Here is a 14,756-nt window from a genome sequence, read left to right as displayed (position 1 = left end):
CTCGATCGTGATCATTCTCTAAAGCCGGGCCATATGGGTGCCGAAGGACCAGATGACCGCCCCCACCCATCTCCTCTCCCCTCCAGGAGGCCTGGTGTCTGTTCTCCTTGAGCAACCGTCCAGCCTGGTCGCCTACCGCCCGAACAAGCCGACGGCCATGGTCGTCGTCGCCGACCCGCGCGTGCGCTCCACCGTCACCCGCCACCTGTGGGCGCTGGGCGTACGCGATGTCATCGAGGCGTCGTCGATCGCCGAAGCCCGCCCCCGCATCGCCAACCCGCGCGACATCTGCGTCGCCGACGTCCACCTCCCCGACGGCTCCGGCCTCACCCTGCTGTCCGAAACCCGCGCCGCGGGCTGGCCCAACGGACTGGCACTGTCCGCCGCCGACGACATCGGCGCCGTACGCAACGCGCTCGCCGGCGGCGTCAAGGGCTACGTCGTCACCGGCACCCGCACCAACCTGGGGCTGCCCGGCCGCCCCGGAGCCGCGCCGATCGGCGCCGCGGCCGCCCGGCTGCACCGCCGGCCGCCCGGCGCGCCGGGCCACCCGGGCGGCTACCGCGAGTTGTCCGGTCGCGAGGTCGAGGTGCTGCGGCTGGTTGCGGAGGGCCAGTCCAACAAGGCCATCGGCGTCTCGATGGGCCTGTCCGCGCTGACGGTCAAGAGCCACCTGGCGCGGATCGCCCGCAAGCTGGGCACCGGCGACCGGGCCGGAATGGTCGCCGTCGCCCTGCGCACGGGCATCATCCACTGAGGCCCCTGACATCCCGACATCCGCGACATCCCCGATACCCCTGAGCCTGCTTTCCCCCTCCACACCCCTCTTCTCCTCCCCAGGGCGCCCGCCGACGGAACGTTCCGTCGGCGGGCGCCCTGCATTCCGCTCGCGCACAGATACCCTTGAGGGGTGACCGACGCCCAAGAGACCGCAGCAGAGACGACACTGCGAACCCCTGGGGGCGCTCCCCCGGCCGACCTCCCGCCGGCGCCGGTCCCCTTGCTGGAGCCGCGCGAGGGCGTCCCTCCCGTCATCGCGGAGCCCGAGGACCTGGACGCCGTGGTGGCGGCCTTCGCCGCCGGGCACGGCCCGGTCGCCGTGGACGCCGAGCGCGCCTCGGGCTACCGCTACGGGCAACGCGCCTATCTGGTGCAGTTGCGCCGGGCCGGGGCGGGCACCGCCCTGATCGACCCCGTCGGCTGCCCCGACCTCGCCCCCTGGGCGCCGCGCTGTCCGGCGCCGAATGGGTGCTGCACGCCGCCACCCAGGACCTGCCCTGCCTGCGCGACATAGGCATGGTTCCGGACCGCCTCTTCGACACCGAGTTGGCCGGTCGGCTCGCCGGGTTCGCGCGCGTGGGTCTGGGCGCCATGGTGGAGAACGTCCTCGGCTACGCCCTGGAGAAGGGCCACTCCGCCGTCGACTGGTCCACCCGCCCGCTGCCCGAGCCCTGGCTGCGGTACGCCGCCCTGGACGTGGAGCTGCTGGTCGACCTGCGGGACGCGCTGGAGGAAGAGCTGGCGCGGCAGGGGAAGTTGGACTGGGCGCACCAGGAGTTCGCGGCGATCGCCGCGGCCCCGCCCGCCCCGCCGCGCAAGGACCCGTGGCGGCGCACGTCGGGGATGCACAAGGTCCGGCGGCGTCGGCAGATGGCGGTGGTGCGCGAGCTGTGGGAGGCGCGCGACCGGATCGCCCAGCGCCGGGACGTCTCGCCCGGCAAGGTGCTGAGCGACGCGGCGATCGTCGAGGCCGCCCTGGCGCTGCCGTCCACCGCCCGCGCGCTCGCCGCGCTGAACGGTTTCGGCCACCGTACGAGCCGTCGCCAGCTCGAGCAGTGGCAGGAGGCGATCGACCGGGCGCGGGCGCTGCCGGACACGGAGCTGCCGCAGCCGGGCCAGCCGCTGACCGGTCCGCCCCCGCCGCGCGCCTGGGCGGACAAGGACCCGGCCGCGGCGGCGCGGCTCTCCGCGGCCCGTACGGCGGTGACCCGGCTGGCCGAGCGGCTCACCATGCCGCAGGAGAACCTCATCGCCCCGGACACGGTGCGCCGGCTGTGCTGGGAGCCGCCGGTCGAGCCGACGCCCGAGGACATCGCGGCCGTGCTGTCCGGCCACGGCGCCAGGCCGTGGCAGGTCGAGCAGGTCACGCCGGTCCTGGTGACGGCCCTGAAGGCGACCTCCGGCTGACGCCCGGCAGCGGGCCTCAAGGGCGGAGCCCCGCCGTCGCAAAAGGGCTCTCGTGTGACCTTCACCGCTTGGGCGCGGAGGACTGTGCAGCTTGGTTACCCACAAGTAGCATGTGCGGCGTGGAGGCACGCGCTCACCGCGTGCCCGCAGCAGTGCCATCCCGCACCTGGAGGAGAGCCAACGTGCCTCGTACCGCTAGGGACGTCGTCTTCGTCGACGGCGTCCGGACCCCATTCGGCAAGGCGGGCCCGAAGGGCATCTACCACGAGACCCGCGCCGACGACCTCGTCGTGAAGGCGATCCGGGAGCTGCTGCGCCGCAACCCGGACCTCGACCCCAAGAAGATCGACGAGGTCGCCATCGCCGCGACCACGCAGATCGGTGACCAGGGCCTGACCCTGGGGCGCACCGCGGGCATCCTCGCGGGCCTGCCGCAGTCCGTCCCGGGCTACTCGATCGACCGCATGTGCGCCGGCGCGCTCACGGCCGTCACCTCGGTCGCCGGCTCGGTCGCCTTCGGCGCGTACGACGTCGCCATCGCGGGCGGTGTCGAGCACATGGGCCGCCACCCGATGGGCGAGGGCGTCGACCCGAACCCGCGCTTCGTGTCGGAGAAGCTCGTCGACGAGTCGGCCCTGTTCATGGGCATGACCGCCGAGAACCTGCACGACCGCTACCCGACCATCACCAAGCAGCGCGCCGACGAGTACGCCGTGCGCTCGCAGGAGAAGGCCGCCAAGGCGTACGCCGACGGCAAGATCCAGCAGGACCTGGTCCCGATCTCGGTGCGCCGCACCAACCCCGAGGTCGGCGAGACCGGCTGGGGCCTGGTCACCGCCGACGAGCCGATGCGCCCGGGCACCACGCTGGAGAACCTGGCGAACCTCAAGACGCCGTTCCGCGTGCACGGGCGCGTCACCGCGGGCAACGCCGCGGGCCTCAACGACGGCGCCACCGCCTCGCTGATCGCCTCCGAGGACTTCGCCCGCGAGAACAACCTCCCGGTCAAGATGCGCCTGGTCTCGTACGCCTTCGCCGGCGTCGAGCCGGAGGTCATGGGCTACGGCCCGATCCCGGCCACCGAGAAGGCCCTGGCGCAGGCCGGCCTGGCGATCTCCGACATCGACCTGTTCGAGATCAACGAGGCCTTCGCCGTGCAGGTGCTGGCCTTCCTGGAGCACTACGGCATCGCCGACGACGACGCCCGCGTGAACCAGTACGGCGGCGCGATCGCCTTCGGCCACCCGCTGGCCTCCTCCGGCGTCCGTCTGATGACGCAGCTGGCCCGCCAGTTCGAGGAGCAGCCGCACGTCCGCTACGGCCTGACCACCATGTGCGTCGGCTTCGGCATGGGCGCCACCGTGATCTGGGAGAACCCCCACTGGGAGGGCAAGTGAGCACCACCGCTGAGCTTCTGAAGGGCGCCGCCGAGCTCTTCCCGGACGAGGTCGTCACCCAGGCCCACGTCCGCCACCTCGACCTGCCGTCCGGCGCCGGGCGCTTCGCGCTCATCACGCTGGACAACGGCTTCGACCACACCAAGCCGACCACCTTCGGCCCGCAGTCGCTGGCGAACCTCAACACCGCCCTCGACCAGGTCGAGAAGGAGGCCGCGGACGGCGAGATCGTCGGCGTCGGCATCACCGGCAAGCCGTTCATCTTCGCCGTCGGCGCCGACCTCAAGGGCGTGGAGCTGCTGGGGCGCCACGAGGACGCGCTGGCCATCGGCAAGGGCGGCCACGACGTCTTCAAGCGCCTGTCCGCGCTGGCCGTGCCGACGTTCGCGTACTACAACGGCGCGGCGATGGGCGGCGGCGTCGAGGTGGGTCTGCACTGCACCTACCGCACGGTCTCCCAGGCCGTGCCCGCCTTCTCGCTGCCCGAGGTCTTCCTCGGCCTCGTCCCCGGCTGGGGCGGCTGCACGGTCCTGCCGAACCTCATCGGCGCCGACCGCGCGGTCTCGGTCATCATCGAGAACTCCCTCAACCAGAACAAGCAGCTCAAGGGCAAGCAGGTGCACGAGCTCGGGATCGCTGACGCGATCTTCGAGGGCGCCGACTTCCTGGAGCAGTCGCTGATCTGGACCGCGTCCGTCCTCAAGGGCGAGACCGAGGTCGTGCGGGCCGAGATCGACCGCGGCGAGGCGTGGGACCAGGCCGTCGAGCGCGGCCGGGCCATCGCCGACTCCAAGGTGCACGGCGCGGCCCCGGCCGCCTACCGCGCGCTGGACATCATCTCGGCCGCCAAGAACGGCGACCTGCGCCAGGGCTTCGACGCCGAGGACCAGGCGCTGGCGGACCTGATCATGGGCGGCGAGCTGCGCAGCGGCATCTACGCCTTCAACCTGGTGCAGAAGCGCGGCAAGCGCCCGGCCGGCGCGCCGGACAAGTCGCTGGCCCGCCCGGTCACCAAGGTCGGCGTCGTCGGCGCGGGTCTGATGGCCTCTCAGCTGGCGCTCCTCTTCCTCCGCCGCCTGGAGGTCCCGGTCGTCCTCACCGACATCGACCAGGAGCGCGTCGACAAGGGCGTGGCCTACGTCCACGGCGAGATCGACAAGCTGCTCCTCAAGGGCCGGGTCAACCAGGACAAGGCGAACCGCCTCAAGGCGGCCGTGACCGGCTCGCTGGACAAGGCCGCCGCCTTCGGCGACGCGGACTTCGTCATCGAGGCCGTCTTCGAGGAGATGGGCGTCAAGCAGAAGGTGTTCGCCGAGGTCGAGGCGGTCGTGCCGGAGCACGCCATCCTCGCCACCAACACCTCCTCGCTGTCGGTCTCCGAGATGGCGTCGAAGCTCAAGCACCCCGAGCGGGTCGTGGGCTTCCACTTCTTCAACCCGGTCGCGATCCTGCCGCTGCTGGAGATCGTGCGCGGCGAGCAGACCGACGACGCGTCGCTGGCCACGGCCTTCGCCGTCGCCAAGAAGCTGAAGAAGACCGGCGTCCTGGTCAAGGACGCCCCGGCGTTCGTGGTCAACCGCATCCTCACCCGCTTCATGGGCGAGATCCAGAACGTCATCGACGAGGGCACCCCGGTCGAGACGGCGGAGAAGGCGGTCGAGCCGCTGGGCCTGCCGATGTCGCCGCTGGTCCTGCTGGAGCTGGTCGGTCCGGCGATCGGCCTGCACGTCTCGGAGACCCTGAACGGCGCGTTCCCGGAGCGCTTCACGGTCTCGCCGAACCTCAAGGCGGTCGTCGAGGCGGGCAAGCGCGGCTTCTACGTCTACGACTCCGGCAAGCCGGAGCTGGACCCGGAGGTCGCCGCCCTCCTCAAGCAGGGCGACTCCGTCCTGACCGAGGAGCAGGTGCGGGCCCGCGTCCTGGACGCGGTGGCCCAGGAGATCGGCCTGATGCTGGACGAGGGCGTCGTCGCCGAGGCGCAGGACATCGACCTGTGCCTGATCACCGGCGCGGGCTGGCCCTTCCACCTGGGCGGCATCACGCCGTACCTGGACCGTGAGGGCGTCTCCGAGCGGGTGAACGGCAAGCGGTTCCTGGCTCAGGGCGTGGCGAGCGTCCCGGCGTAACGCCGCACAACGCCCGACGGGCCGTACGGGAAGGTCTCCCGTACGGCCCGTCGTCATGTCGCCTTGTCGCCTTGTCGTCGTGAACCGTCCGCCCGCCGACCGGGACCGGCGGCCCGCGGGTCAGACGTGCTGCCAGGCGTGGAGCGCCAGCCCCGGCTCCGTGGTCTTCTGCCGGGCGACCCGCAGCCCGCCGTCCGGGCCCATCGCGGCCAGCACCACGCGGTCCGAGGCGTCCAGCGCCAGCGCGGGCTCCGCCAGGCCCGGTTCGCCGGTCGCGGTCCACCACACCCCGGCCGCCTCGTCCTCGCTCGGGTGGGCGGCGACCGCCAGCCGACCGGTCCTGGTGTCGCGCTGGGCGACGAGGGTGCAGTCGTGGCCCTCTATCTCGGCGCGGACCACCGCGACCGGCCCGATGCCGGTCTCCCCGCCGAGCGAGGCCGTCGTCCCGGCGCCCGGGCGGTAGGCGCACACGGCGCCGGTCCGCTGGTCGCGCCAGTAGTGGGTCAGGGTGTCGCGGCTGCTCTCCACAGCCGAGACCGAGCCGGGGCTGGGCCGCGCGGTCACGTCGTCGCCGCGCTGGAGGCCGCCGCCGGGCTCCGGCTGGTACCAGCGCAGCGCGCCGTCCTCGGTGGGCGCGAAGACCTCCAGGCGGCCGTCGGCGGTCGCGGTCGCGGACAGCCCGTCCACCACCTCCTTGCCCTTGAGGTCGAGCCAGCCGCCCCACTTGCCCTTCGCGTCCTGCCGCCGGGCACTCACCCCTCGGCCCGCGTTGCGTACGAAGACGTGGACGGCCCCGGAGACGTCGACGGCGGCGGTCGGGGCGCCGACCTTGAGCGCCTTGCGCCAGTCCTTGGGGTGCGGGGTGCCCAGCGAGTGCCAGCCGGTCAGGGGGCGGCCGGTCTGGAACTGGGTGGCGTGCACCAGTTCCACGTCGGTGCGCTCGTCGCCCACGGCCTTGCGGCGTAGGCCGATGAGGTGCGTGTAGCCGTCCGCGCCCTGGGCGACGGTGATGTCGGTGAGTCCCGGGGTCTCGAAGAGCTGCGGTCCGGTCCACTCGGGGCCGCCCGGCCGGAGCTCGGTCCAGCGGGCGATGCCGCCCGCCACCAGGGCGTACGCCGTGAGCCGGCCGTCCTTGCCGCGGAGCATCCGCAACGCCATGGATCGCCGCCAACCTTTCCCGATCGTTTCCGACCATAATATTTCGCGTGGCGACAGAGGTCCCTTTGATCATCGTGGACGCGGCGAACGTCGTGGGGTCGGTCCCCGACGGCTGGTGGCGGGACCGGCACGGTGCGGCCGAGCGGCTGCGGGACCGGCTGGTGGAGCGCGCCGCGCGAGGGCTGCCCGAACAGGACGGCGTGCCGGACTGGGCCACCCGGGCACCGCTGGAGATCGTCCTGGTGGTGGAGGGGGCGGCGCGCGGGGTCGAGCCGGTGGCCGGGGTGCGGGTGGCGGCCGCGACGGGCAGCGGGGACGACCGGATCGTGGAGCTGGCGCGGAAGCGGGCGCCGGACCGCCGGTGCCTGGTGGTGACGGCGGACCGGGAGCTGCGGGCGCGGGTGGCGGCGCTGGGTACGGCGGTGGTGGGCCCGCGCGCCGTACGCCCCGGATAGCGGCCCGCGGCCGTCGCTTCGCTCAACGCTGCTCGGCGGCGGCGCTCATGCGGCTGTGGGAGCGCCCGTAGAGGAAGTAGATGACGAAGCCGATCCCCATCCAGACGCCGAACCGCACCCACGTCTCGGACGGCAGATTGAGCATCAGCCAGGTGGAGGCGGCGACCGACGCGATCGGCAGGGCGGGCACCCAGGGGGTGCGGAAGGCCCGGTGCAGGTCGGGGCGGGTGCGGCGCAGGACGATGACCCCGATCGCGACCACGACGAACGCGAAGAGCGTGCCGATGTTCACCAGCGTCGCCAGCTCGGAGATGCTGGTGAAGCCCGCGATGACGGCGATGATGCAGCCGAGCAGGACGGTGGACCGGTACGGCGTGGAGAACTGCGGGTGCACCTTCGAGAAGAACCTGGGGAGGAGCCCGTCGCGGCTCATCGCGAAGAACACCCGCGTCTGGCCGAGCAGCAGGATCATGCACACCGTGGTGAGGCCGACGGCGGCGCCGAAGCTGATGAGGCCCGCGTACCAGGGGTGGCCGGTCGCCTTGAAGGCGTCGGCGAGCGGCGCGTCCACCGTCAGCAGCTTGTAGTTCTGCATTCCGGTGACCACGACCGACACCGCGACGTAGAGCACGGTGCAGATGAGGAGGGAGCCGAGGATGCCGCGCGGCATGTCGCGCTGCGGGTTCCTGGTCTCCTCTGCCGTGGTCGCCACGATGTCGAAGCCGATGAACGCGAAGAACACCACGGAGGCCGCGGTGAAGATGCCCTGGACGCCGAAGGACGTGGGCTCGTAGCCGAACATCACCTGGATCAGTGGCGCGTCGAGCCCCGAACCGGACGTCTGGCCCTGCGCCTTGGGGATGAACGGGTCGTAGTTGTCGGCGTGGATGAAGAAGGATCCGGCGATGATGACGATCAGCACCACGGCCAGCTTGATCAGGACGACGATCGCCGTGAGCCGGGCGGACAGCTTCATCCCGACGACCAGGATGGCCGTCAGCAGCAGCACGAGCACGAAGGCGAGCAGGTCGAAGACCCCGTCCGGGGCGTCGGGGCCTTCCAGCACGTTCGGCAGGTGCCAGCCCGCGTTGTCCATCAGCGACCGCACATAGCCGGACCAGCCGACCGCGACCACGGCGGTGCCGAGGGCGAACTCCAGGATCAGGTCCCAGCCGATGATCCAGGCGGGCAGCTCGCCGAGCGAGGCGTACGAGAAGGTGTACGCGGACCCGGCCACGGGCACCGTCGAGGCGAACTCGGCGTAGCACAGGGCCGCCAGCGCGCACACCACACCGGCGGCCACGAAGGCGAGGGCGGTGGCGGGGCCCGCGGTGTCCCGTGCGACCTTGCCGGTCAGGACGAAGATGCCGGTGCCGATGATGACACCGACGCCGAAGACCATGAGATCGAACGCGGACAGCGACTTGCGGAGGGCGTGCTCGGGCTCCTCCGTGTCTTGGATGGACTGCTCGACCGTCTTGGTCCGGAAAACGCTCACCGGTGCACCTCTCACGCTGGCCCGTCCGCGCCATCGTTGTGGTCATCGGACGGCGGCGGTGCAGGCACACCCCCGCGGACGCGTGATTCATCCGATAGGAGGGCGCGGGGGGTGAGAGGCGCTGGGCCGGTCGGCCTATGTCCGTGCGTGCGTCGTACGGACGGCCGACCGGCCCGGGAGAACCGGTGCTCGCGGGGTCAGTCGCCGGCGACCTCGGCGGGCGCGGCCTCGTCCGCGGCCTTCTCGCGCGGCGCGTCGATCCGCGCGACCAGCCCGGTGACCTGCCGGGCGATGTCCGGCGCGGTCAGCCCGATCTCGGCCATGACCTCCTTGCGGGAGGCGTGGTCCAGGAAGCGCGGCGGGATACCGAAGTCGCGCAGCGGCACGTCCACGCCCGCGTCGCGCAGCGCCTGCGACACGGCGGAACCGACGCCGCCCACCCGGCTGTTGTCCTCGACGGTGACGACGACGCGGTGGCGTGCGGCGAGGCCGGGCAGCGCCTCGTCGACCGGCTTGACCCAGCGCGGGTCGACGACGGTGGTGGTGATGCCCTGCTGGTCGAGGAGACCGGCGATCTCCAGGCACATCGGCGCGAGGGCGCCGACGGAGACCAGGAGCACGTCGGGCCGCTCGGTGCCGGGCTCGCGCAGCACGTCCATGCCGCCGATCCGGGACAGGGCCCGCACCGCCGGGCCGACCGCGCCCTTGGAGTAGCGCACGACGGTCGGCGCGTCGTCGACCTCCACGGCCTCGCGGAGCTGGGCGCGGACCTGGTCGGCGTCGCGCGGGGCGGCGATCCGCAGGCCGGGGACGACCTGGAGGATCGACATGTCCCACATGCCGTTGTGCGAGGCGCCGTCGGTGCCCGTGATCCCGGCGCGGTCCAGGACGAAGGTCACGCCGCACTGGTGCAGCGCCACGTCCATGAGCACCTGGTCGAAGGCCCGGTTGAGGAAGGTGGCGTAGACGGCGACGACCGGGTGCAGGCCGCCGGTGGCCAGTCCGGCGGCGGAGACGGCCGCGTGCTGCTCGGCGATGCCGACGTCGTAGACGCGGTCGGGGAAGCGCTTGGCGAACCTGTCGAGGCCGACCGGCTGGAGCATCGCGGCGGTGATCGCGACGATGTCGTCGCGCTCCTCGCCCAGCTTGACCATCTCCTCGCCGAAGACGGAGGTCCAGTCGGCGCCGGACGCGGCGATCGGCAGCCCGGTGTCGGGGTGGATCTTGCCGACGGCGTGGAACCGGTCGGCCTCGTCCTGGAGGGCGGGCTGGTAGCCGCGGCCCTTCTCGGTGAGGCAGTGCACGATGACCGGACCGTTGAAGCGCTTGGCGCGCTGCAGGGCGGACTCCAGCGCCTCGATGTCGTGGCCGTCGATGGGGCCGACGTACTTCAGGCCCAGGTCCTCGAACATGCCCTGCGGGGCGATGAAGTCCTTCAGGCCCTTCTTGGCGCCGTGCAGCGTCTCGTACAGCGGCTTCCCCACCACGGGGGTGCGCTCCAGGATGTCCTTGCCGCGGGCCAGGAAGCGCTCGTAGCCGTCGGTGGTGCGGAGCGTGGCGAGGTGGTTGGCCAGGCCCCCGATGGTCGGGGCGTAGGAGCGCTCGTTGTCGTTGACGACGATGACCAGCGGGCGGTCCTTGGCGGCGGCGATGTTGTTCAGCGCCTCCCAGGCCATGCCGCCGGTCAGCGCGCCGTCGCCGATGACGGCGGCGACGTGGTGGTCGCGGCGGCCGCGCAGCTCGTTGGCCTTGGCGATGCCCTCGGCCCAGCCCAGCACGGTGGAGGCGTGGCTGTTCTCGATGACGTCGTGCTCGGACTCGGCCCGCGAGGGGTAGCCGGACAGGCCGCCCTTGCCCTTGAGGTTGGTGAAGTCCTGCCGCCCGGTGAGCAGCTTGTGCACGTAGGACTGGTGCCCGGTGTCGAAGAGGATCTTGTCCTTGGGGCTGTGGAACACCCGGTGCAGGGCGATGGTGAGCTCGACCACACCGAGGTTGGGCCCGAGGTGGCCGCCGGTCTTGGAGACCTCTTCGACGAGGAAGGTGCGGATCTCCGCCGCCAGCCGGTCCAGCTGTCCGGGCGTGAGCCGGTCCAGATCGCGCGGTCCCCTGATGCGGGTCAGCAACGCCACCCGTGCCTCCTTGCTGTCGAGTGTGCCGAGCCTGCTGATTGTGGTGTGCCGAGCTTGGCAGGTCCGTGCTTGGCAGGTCCGTCGAGTCTAATGTTCCGGCCGCAACGGGATGTGATCGGCCTAGGCGATGTATGTCACGGGAGTGATCGTCGTACACATGTATGCCCGGCACCGCCTCCGGGGCGGTGCCGGGCACCGGGTACATGCGCGCAGGTCCGTACGGGTCGGCCGACGCGTGGCGGGCCCGCAGGCCCGCCGGGGTCAGCCTCGGCCCGCCGAGCGCTGGGTCTTGCGGGAGACCGAGTCGATCACGACGGCGGCGAGCAGCACCGCGCCGGTGATCATGTACTGGACCGAGTTCGAGGCCCCGATCAGGTTCATGCCGGAGGAGATCGAACCGATGACCAGCATGCCGAGCAGCGCCGACCAGACCGTACCGCGGCCGCCGAAGAGGCTGGTGCCGCCGATGACGGCGGCGGCGATGGCCTCCATGAGCAGGTTGCCGGTGCCGGACTGCTGGCTGGCGCTGCCGACCCGGGAGGCGATCATGAGTCCGCCGGAGGCGGCCATGGCCCCGGCGATCGCGTAGACCGAGACGCGGACGCCGGTGACGCTGATGCCCGCGCGGCGGGCCGCCTCGACGCTGCCGCCCAGCGCGATCACCTTGCGGCCGTAGGCGGTGCGGCGCACCACGAAGTCCAGGGCGACCAGCACCACCAGGAAGATCAGGAAGGCCAGGGGCAGCCCCTTGTACTCGTTGAGCTTCCACGCCGTGGCGAAGGCGATGACGGCGAGTACGGCCGTGCGCACGAGGATCTCGCCCAGCGGCCGGGCCGGGACGCCCGCCGCCGCGCGCCGCCGGGCGTCGAGGAACTGCGCGAGGAAGAACGCCGCCACGGCCACCGTCGCCGCCCCGTAGGCGGCGGCGATGTCGGTGAAGTAGTGGGAGCTCAGGGTGCGGACGAAGCCGTCGCGGTCGAGGCGGACGGTGCCGGTGGCGCCGAGCACCTGGAGCATCAGGCCGTTCCAGGCGAGGAGTCCGGCGAGGGTGACGACGAACGCCGGTACGCCGATCCTGGCGAAGATGAAGCCGTGCACCGCCCCGAGGACCGCGCCGCTGGCCAGGGCCACGAGCACCGCGAGCTCTTCGGGCACGCCCTGCCGGACGCTGAGGACGCCCATGACCGCGGCGGTCAGACCGCTGACCGAGCCGACGGACAGGTCGATCTCGCCGAGCAGCAGGACGAAGACGATGCCGACCGCGATCAGGCCGGTGCCCGTGATCAGGATCGACAGGTCGGAGAGGTTCTTCGGGGAGAGGAAGGCGTCGTCCTGCCACTGGAAGACGGCCCAGATGACGGCGATGCCGACGATGACCGGGAGCGCCCCCAGGTCGCCGCTGCGCAGCTTGCGGCCGAACTCCTTCAGGTAGCCCTTGAGGCCCTCCTCGCGGACCAGCAGCCGGGGGTCGACGGCGGCGACGGCGCCCTTGGCGACCGGCGCCGGGTCGGGGGTGTGCGTGTTGGTGGTCACTTGGCGACCTCCCCGTTGCGCGCCTTGCGGCGGGATACAGCGTTGTCCGTGGCGCCGGTGATGGCGGCGATGATCTCTTCCTGGGACGTGGTCCGCACGTCGAAGGTGCCGTTGTTGCGGCCCAGCCGCAGGACCGCGACCCGGTCCGCGACGGCCTTGACGTCGGCCATGTTGTGGCTGATGAGGATCACGGCGAGGCCGCGCTCCCGCAGCCGCTCGACCAGGTCGAGCACCTGGGCGGTCTGCTCCACACCGAGGGCGGCGGTCGGCTCGTCCAGGATCACGAGCTTGGGGTTGCCGAGCATCGAGCGGGCGATGGCGACGGTCTGCCGCTGGCCTCCGGAGAGCGAGGCGATCGGGATGCGCACGCTGGGGATGCGGATCGACAGGGTGCTGAGCAGCTCGAGCGAGCGGCGCTCCATCTCGACCTCGTCCAGGGCTCCGGCGCGCCGGAGCTCCCGGCCCAGGAAGAGGTTGCCGACCACGTCGATGTTGTCGCAGAGGGCGAGGTCCTGGTACACGGTCGCGATGCCCAGTTCCTGGGCGTCGTGCGGGCGCTGGATCTGCACGGGCCTGCCGCACCACTGGACGACGCCGTCGTCGGCGGGGCCGGCGCCCGCGATGGTCTTGACGAGGGTGGACTTTCCGGCGCCGTTGTCGCCGACGAGGGCGACCACCTCACCGGCGTGGACCTCCAGGTGGACGTCGGTGAGCGCCTGCACGGCGCCGAACCGCTTGGAGATCCCGCGCAATGCCAGTACGGGTTCGTTCGGCACGATGGCCATCTCCGATCTAGGGCAGGGTGACCCTGCGGATTGCGGGAGGAGGGGGGGCTCTCCCGCGCTTGCATGTCAGAGGGGAGCCGCCGCGGGAGTGGTGCGGCGTTCCTGGGCTGGAGCGGGCGCCGAGCGCCCGCCGGGGAGCCGGCGGCCGGGGCCGCGGGCCGTAGCCGAGGGCGAGGGCGTGGGGCGGGCCCGCCGCCGGTGGCCGGTTCGGCCCCGGCGGCGGAGCCGCGCCCCCGCCCGTCAGCACCACGCGGGTGCCGCCGCGGGGCGGCGGCCCGTTACTTCAGGCCGGCTGCCGCGCAGGCGGAGGCGAACTTCGCCGTGCAGATCTCGTCGATCTTCCACAGCCCGTCCTTGACGACGGTGTCCTTGATGTTGTCCTTCGTCAGCGCGAGCGGCGTGATGAGCGTGGCCGGGATGCCCTTGTCGGTCGCGCTGTCCACGGTGGCGGAGGCGTTGACCTTCTGGCCGCGGCCGAGCGCGATGGCCATCTCGGCGGCGGCGGTGGCCTCCGGGTCGTACGGCTTGTAGACGCTCATGTACTGGTCGCCGGTGAGGACACGCTGGACACCGGCGAGCTCGGCGTCCTGGCCGGTGACCGGGGGCAGCGGGTCGAAGCCGCTGTTCTCCAGGGCGGTGATGGCGCCGCCCGCCATGCCGTCGTTGGCGGAGTAGACGCCGATGATCTCGTCCTTGCCGAGCGAGGAGACGGCGCCGTTCATGGCCTCGTTGGCCTTGTCCGGCAGCCAGCGGTCGACGTCGTAGGACTTGCCGATCTTGACCTTGCCCTTGAGGACGGAGAGCGCGCCCTTCTTGAAGTCGGCGGCGTTGGGGTCGGCCTCCCAGCCGTTGAGCATGACGATCTTGCCGTCCTCGGCCTTGCCGCCGAGGGCCTTGAGCAGCGCCTTGCCCTGGACCTTGCCGACCTCCTCGTTGTCGAAGGAGGTGTAGCCGGAGATCGGGCCCTCGGCGAGCCGGTCGTAGGCGACGACCGGGATGCCCGCCTCGTCGGCCTTCTCCACCGAGCTGGCGATGGCCTTGGAGTCCACCGCGTCGAGGATGATCACGTCGACGTCCTTGGTGATCATCGAGTCGACCTGCTGCTGCTGTACCGAGGGGTCGGACTTGGCGTTGGCGTACTGGATCTCGCACTCGGCGCACAGGCGCTTGATGTGCTTGGTGATCAGCGGCTTGTCGAAGTTCTCGTACCGCGCGGTCTGGTCCTCCGGGAGAAGCAGGCCGATGGTGAGCGGGCCGGTGGCCTTCTTCTCTCTCTCCTTGCCGCCTCCGGCTTCCTTCGCCGAACCGCAGGCGGCGAGGGACGCGGCCATGGATATGGCGGCGGTGGCAATGGCGACGCGACGCATCGTGGCGTTCATATGGGGGTGACCTCCCTGACGAGGCCGCGTCATGAGCGGCCGAGGTGGCTGGAAGTCAACTCGGCCGCCAGGATGTCGTCAAGAAGTAAATCCTTAACGAGATGGCAAC

The 14,756-nt window shown here is 71.8% G+C and carries 10 protein-coding genes and 1 pseudogene; 5 read left to right on the top strand and 6 right to left on the bottom strand.

Annotated elements, in window-relative coordinates; all coding sequences use genetic code 11:
* Window positions 1-94 precede the first annotated feature (94 nt).
* From Q3Y56_RS27095 to Q3Y56_RS27080, 4 genes and pseudogenes are all read left to right on the top strand, one after another.
* A complete protein-coding gene (locus tag Q3Y56_RS27095; protein WP_304464424.1) occupies window positions 95-757 on the top strand; it encodes a response regulator transcription factor in 663 nt (220 codons plus the stop codon).
* 153 nt (window positions 758-910) lie between these two features.
* Window positions 911-2,187 (top strand): annotated as a pseudogene (locus Q3Y56_RS27090) (HRDC domain-containing protein).
* A 182-nt stretch (window positions 2,188-2,369) separates the two neighbouring features.
* Window positions 2,370-3,584, top strand: coding sequence for an acetyl-CoA C-acyltransferase (locus Q3Y56_RS27085; RefSeq protein ID WP_304464423.1), 1,215 nt, complete (start codon window positions 2,370-2,372; stop codon window positions 3,582-3,584).
* Complete coding sequence (locus Q3Y56_RS27080) at window positions 3,581-5,710, top strand: 3-hydroxyacyl-CoA dehydrogenase NAD-binding domain-containing protein (RefSeq protein WP_304464422.1); 2,130 nt, start codon at window positions 3,581-3,583, stop codon at window positions 5,708-5,710. The genes Q3Y56_RS27085 and Q3Y56_RS27080 overlap by 4 nt, the downstream gene beginning before the upstream one ends.
* Window positions 5,711-5,830: 120 nt before the next feature.
* On the opposite strand, the gene Q3Y56_RS27075 is transcribed toward Q3Y56_RS27080, so the two are convergent.
* Window positions 5,831-6,868 carry a hypothetical protein gene (locus Q3Y56_RS27075; RefSeq protein WP_304464421.1) on the bottom strand — a complete coding sequence of 346 codons (1,038 nt, stop codon included), beginning with the start codon at window positions 6,866-6,868 and terminating at the stop codon, window positions 5,831-5,833.
* A 47-nt stretch (window positions 6,869-6,915) separates the two neighbouring features.
* Between Q3Y56_RS27075 and Q3Y56_RS27070 the strand changes: the two genes are divergently transcribed.
* Window positions 6,916-7,323, top strand: coding sequence for an NTP pyrophosphohydrolase (locus Q3Y56_RS27070; RefSeq protein ID WP_304464420.1), 408 nt, complete (start codon window positions 6,916-6,918; stop codon window positions 7,321-7,323).
* 22 nt (window positions 7,324-7,345) lie between these two features.
* Here Q3Y56_RS27070 and Q3Y56_RS27065 read toward each other — a convergent pair whose 3' ends face one another.
* The 5 genes from Q3Y56_RS27065 to Q3Y56_RS27045 all read right to left on the bottom strand — a co-directional run bounded on the left by Q3Y56_RS27065 (window position 7,346) and on the right by Q3Y56_RS27045 (window position 14,647).
* Window positions 7,346-8,821 (bottom strand): amino acid permease, encoded by a 1,476-nt coding sequence (locus tag Q3Y56_RS27065; RefSeq protein ID WP_304464419.1) that lies wholly within the window; start codon window positions 8,819-8,821, stop codon window positions 7,346-7,348.
* A gap of 197 nt (window positions 8,822-9,018) precedes the next feature.
* Window positions 9,019-10,950: a 1-deoxy-D-xylulose-5-phosphate synthase gene (gene dxs, locus Q3Y56_RS27060; RefSeq protein ID WP_304464418.1), complete on the bottom strand. Its 1,932-nt coding sequence runs from the start codon at window positions 10,948-10,950 to the stop codon at window positions 9,019-9,021.
* 261 nt (window positions 10,951-11,211) lie between these two features.
* Window positions 11,212-12,483, bottom strand: a complete 1,272-nt coding sequence (locus Q3Y56_RS27055; protein WP_304464417.1) for a sugar ABC transporter permease — start codon at window positions 12,481-12,483, stop codon at window positions 11,212-11,214.
* Window positions 12,480-13,268 carry an ATP-binding cassette domain-containing protein gene (locus Q3Y56_RS27050; protein WP_304464416.1) on the bottom strand — a complete coding sequence of 263 codons (789 nt, stop codon included), beginning with the start codon at window positions 13,266-13,268 and terminating at the stop codon, window positions 12,480-12,482. The genes Q3Y56_RS27055 and Q3Y56_RS27050 overlap by 4 nt, the downstream gene beginning before the upstream one ends.
* Window positions 13,269-13,546: 278 nt before the next feature.
* Window positions 13,547-14,647, bottom strand: a complete 1,101-nt coding sequence (locus Q3Y56_RS27045; protein WP_304464415.1) for a substrate-binding domain-containing protein — start codon at window positions 14,645-14,647, stop codon at window positions 13,547-13,549.
* Window positions 14,648-14,756 lie beyond the last annotated feature (109 nt).

The sequence above is a fragment of the Streptomyces sp. XD-27 genome, from assembly GCF_030553055.1.
Lineage (GTDB): Bacteria > Actinomycetota > Actinomycetes > Streptomycetales > Streptomycetaceae > Streptomyces.
The sequence above is the reverse complement of the archived record's forward strand: the minus strand, read 5'-3'. Positions and strand labels throughout refer to the sequence as shown.